Annotated in this window: 3 protein-coding genes and 1 pseudogene; 3 read left to right on the forward strand and 1 reads right to left on the reverse strand. The window is 48.8% G+C overall.

From position 1 onward, the window contains the following. Positions 1-576: 576 nt before the first annotated feature. Positions 577-864: a hypothetical protein gene (locus PAF17_RS19955; RefSeq protein ID WP_271890807.1), complete on the forward strand. Its 288-nt coding sequence runs from the start codon at positions 577-579 to the stop codon at positions 862-864. Here PAF17_RS19955 and PAF17_RS19960 read toward each other — a convergent pair. Then, positions 840-1205, reverse strand: a pseudogene (locus tag PAF17_RS19960) (DDE-type integrase/transposase/recombinase); the annotation flags it as partial. The gene PAF17_RS19955 and the pseudogene PAF17_RS19960 overlap by 25 nt on opposite strands. Positions 1206-1399: 194 nt before the next feature. On the opposite strand from PAF17_RS19960, the gene PAF17_RS19965 reads away from it, so the two are divergent. Continuing rightward, positions 1400-2269, forward strand: coding sequence for a WcbI family polysaccharide biosynthesis putative acetyltransferase (locus PAF17_RS19965; protein ID WP_271890808.1), 870 nt, complete (start codon positions 1400-1402; stop codon positions 2267-2269). Then, a complete protein-coding gene (locus PAF17_RS19970; RefSeq protein WP_271890809.1) occupies positions 2266-3333 on the forward strand; it encodes a GSCFA domain-containing protein in 1068 nt (355 codons plus the stop codon). The genes PAF17_RS19965 and PAF17_RS19970 overlap by 4 nt, the downstream gene beginning before the upstream one ends. The last annotated feature ends 247 nt before the right edge of the window (positions 3334-3580 follow it).

Below are 3580 nucleotides of genomic sequence, written 5' to 3' on the forward strand. Positions count from 1 at the left end.
CGCAAAGGGCAGATCGCAGTAAACGGCGCAACCGCATGCCAGATCTTCGCGGAGCTCGCAGGATGATTCTGTCCGAAGATCAGCCTATGCCGAAACTCGGAAAAGTTTGCGACAGAACCTCTTGATGCGCCCCCGCAGATGAGCCAAGCGTCGCCCCGATAAAGGCCAACCCAAACGCAATAAACCGTGCGGTCATCAAGCATCTCCGGAATTCATGCCGCCACATAAGGTGATGTGAAAACAAGCGAAATTAGGCAGCAAAACTGTCCTGGCGTGAATTTCTATCACGATCATGTGTATCGGTAAGCTTCTCAACTGTCGAGATAATTTTTGCAGGCGAAGGGATGCATTATCTCTTGGTCCCAGATATTTTCAGGGCCAAGAAAAAATTCTAATCCGGTGGCCGTTGATCGGTAGGGAAGGTGCGATTCTTCGCCAACAGAGTTTTACAAATCCGTTGCAACTTTTCGTCTTTTCAGACGCGTCGCGACATGCTGTTATCAGCCTGTGAATGGGTTGCCGATTTTCCCGAGAGGTCGGTTTCTCAGCACCCAAATTTATGGAGAGATGTTGAACATGATACGCCATCTGTTGAAATCCACGACCATAGCGGCACTTGGACTTGGCGCATTGATGCCGATCTCTGCCAGCTTGGGTTACGCACAGGAATCCTCGCCCGTCAAATTCGCGCCGGGCAATTTCGGGACTATGGTCAGCGGAACCATCACCGGGAACGAATATGTCGATTATCAGCTTGGCGCCAAGGCCGGGCAAGAGATCTTTGCCGGGCTTTGTCAGGTTGTTGCCGAGCAGACTCCGTTAGGCGCGAACGTTGCCACTCAGGCGGCCAATTCCACTGCATAGCCAGCCCACAAGTGGAAATCATCGTTTCTCGCATGGCGGTACGATTTGGCGGACAGGCGGTGGCGTTTTGGGCGGAACAGACAGGCAATCTGGTCATGAGCGAACAGGAATCGTTGTGCTTGCCTCGGGGATTTGAAGCGCCCCATTATCTTTTCTCGTCGTCGGGTGTGTCGGTGTGATGCTTCGCTCCTGTTGTTCAGACCTTTGTGCTGGCGATGCTCCACGCTGGGTGCATTCTCCACTTTGGCGGCTGCCTTGTTTCGCCGGGATTGGGCGAGAATGTCGAGAACGTCACCGCTCGCATCGACCGCACGCCACAGCCAATGGGTCTTGCCTTTGATCCGCGACAGATCTTCGATGTTCAACATAGAGCTGAACGACCCGGACACTGCGACCTCAGCAACCTGACAAAGCCGCCCTGAAGTTGACAAAACCGGCGAAAGATATATCCAGAGCAACACTGCTCTATAAATATAAGTCCAAGACACACGCCCTACGTTGGCAATGTCACGCATTCATGGAGATTAGTAAGATAGTGCAAAAGGTTCTGATTATTTCCAATTGTGCAACATCCGGTTTGGCGCATAGTATGCGAATGCTGAACCAGTCTGTGGACGTTAGAGCTTGCCCGCTGTCCAAGATCAAGACAATAGACACCGTCCTAGAAAAAAACAAAATATTCGACGTCGCATTTATACATCCAACCCTTATTCGCTCTTTTCCCGACGCCCATCAAAAAATTCTAACGGCTTCGAAAAAAACTATCATCGCGCCAACACCTTATTTTGATGGATATCATCCAGATTTATGTTACGTCACCAGCAACGGCAACCGGATAAGCAGCCCTATTGGAGACTACCATTCAGCGCTATGCTTGGCCGCATTTCAGTTTGGTTTGTCCGTGAACGATGCTGTTAGCCTTTTTAATGATGCCACTTATGAACGATTAGGATATTACGGGATATGGCCGCAATCCCGTGATCTGATGATAAAAGGGTTTGCGGACCACGGGCATGATATAGGTCAGGAGTTTTTGCGCTGGACTAAGAATGGCCCGTTTCTTTATTCTGTCAACCACCCGCGCAGCCAATGCTTGTTTGATCTTTCCAAAAAATTCTTAAGCGCTGCTAATATTAGTTACATTTCTCCACCCTTTCCTCCCATTGATTATTTGTCAAAAGGTCCATGGTTTCCCATATACCCAGGCATCGCAGAACGCTGCGGCGTCGAAAGTTCGATGTTGTTCAAAATAAAACAACAAGATGCTTTTCTAGACTTGAAAGAATTTTTGACCGCCAGCTTCGCCATATACGAAACTCACAAAGACGAGAGCTTGAAAAACACCTTCGAAAATAAGAAAAGGTTTATAGAAATAAGAAAATTTCTAGAAGGAAAGCAGGCATGATCGAAAACCCTTACAAATCTGCAAAAGATTATCAAATGTGGCGACGCGCTGTTTCAAGGGTAGAGGCCCACCGCATTGACCCCGTTGTCGATCCGAAATTCAAGATTTCTGCGGAGATGCGCGTTGGCACAGCAGGTAGCTGCTTTGCGCAGCATATATCGAAGCAAATCAGCAAGATAGGATTCAACTACTTCGTACCCGAGGACGGTTGCGACCTGCCGGAGGATGTCCGAACAAGAAGAAATTACGGCGTTTTCTCAGCACGTTATGGAAACATATATACCGTTGCTCAACTATTGCAGTTGTTTGAAGAAGCTTTTGACGGACGCACACTATTTGAAACCGCCTGGCAGCGCCCAGATGGCCAATACGTCGATCCCTATCGACCTCAGATTGATCAGGACGGATTTGACAGCATCCAAGGAGTTGATCATTCTCGCAAAGAGCATCTAAACTACGTAAAAGAACTGTTCTGTAAAAGTGAGCTATTCATTTTCACACTTGGCTTGACAGAGGCGTGGCGGTCCAAAAAAGACGGAGCTGTCTTTCCTCTCGCTCCCGGAGTTGTCGCCAGCACTTTTGATCCTGATGTGCACGAATATCACAACTACAGTGCGTCAGAAGTTGAAGAAACTTTAATAAAATTCCTAGCGCGCCTGAAAAAAGTAAATCCAAACGTTAAAGTTCTTCTTACTGTGTCGCCTGTTCCGCTGATCGCAACCTACGAAAATAGGCACGTTCTGGTGTCCACTACCTACAGCAAATCCGTTCTTCGGGTTGCGGCTCAGGGTGCGGTAGATGAATTTGACTGGGTTGACTACTTTCCATCCTATGAAATCATTACCGGCAGCAGCACCGGTGGAATATATTTCGAGGATGACCATCGTGAAGTTAACTCGAAGGGCGTAGCGCACGCGATGCGTTGTTTTGTGAACAACTATGTCAGCGGCAAAGAAGCATCTAGTGCACCCACCACTTTAAATCCAAGTGTTGTCGCGTCATTTGAATCTGCGGGCGACATAATTTGCGACGAAGAAGCACTCGACACTGAGTTATCACGTTAACCGGGCGGCGATTGCCTGCTGGGCACCTCGATTTTTACCGGTCTCGGCTGTTTCAAGTGGTTTGGACCGGATGAAGTGCGTATCTGTCCGGTGTCCCTGCTCTGATGGCGAGATAGAGTGCCTGCTAGGGTTTTGTCGCAAACTTTCGACTTTCTGGGCGCGCATGATATGTCAGCGTTGTCAGGGAGTTGGAAAAAGGCGGTTGGCGTGATCGAGTTCAAGGGCGTACATTATCCGAAGTCCGTGA

Source organism: Paracoccus onchidii (genome assembly GCF_028294535.1).
Classification (GTDB): Bacteria; Pseudomonadota; Alphaproteobacteria; order Rhodobacterales; family Rhodobacteraceae; genus Paracoccus; species Paracoccus onchidii.

Excerpts from the sequence above, each read along its gene's own strand:
- PAF17_RS19955 (WP_271890807.1), top strand. The coding sequence starts at position 577 with ATGATACGCCATCTGTTGAAATCCACGACCATAGCGGCACTTGGACTT.
- PAF17_RS19970 (WP_271890809.1), top strand. The coding sequence starts at position 2,266 with ATGATCGAAAACCCTTACAAATCTGCAAAAGATTATCAAATGTGGCGA.